We start from the raw sequence: 280 nt of genomic DNA on the forward strand, positions 1-280 counted from the left end.
AGAGCCAGCATACTTGGCGCAGCATGTAGAGGAGTGCGACCAGCTAATTACAGCATTTATCCATGATGTGACTAGCAATCACCAAAACAATGATTTTTCTTGGGTTTCTACCCAAATTGAGTCTTTGGTGAAAAAACTAAATGACCTGAACTTCAAACTCGACCATCAGCTAATTGAGACCGACCAACGAGAAGATATTTGCGCCCTGATTAAACTAGTTGTACAAAGCGCTGGCCACGAGTATTCCGAAGATATCACTGAGCGATGGAGAACGTGGTAA

Annotated in this window: 1 protein-coding gene; it reads left to right on the forward strand. The window is 43.2% G+C overall.

Features of this window, described 5'->3' with window-relative positions:
- Positions 1-280 (forward strand): hypothetical protein (locus A3757_RS27140; RefSeq protein WP_068740248.1); only part of this gene is annotated, 280 nt, incomplete at its 5' end.

Source organism: Oleiphilus sp. HI0117, from assembly GCF_001635235.1.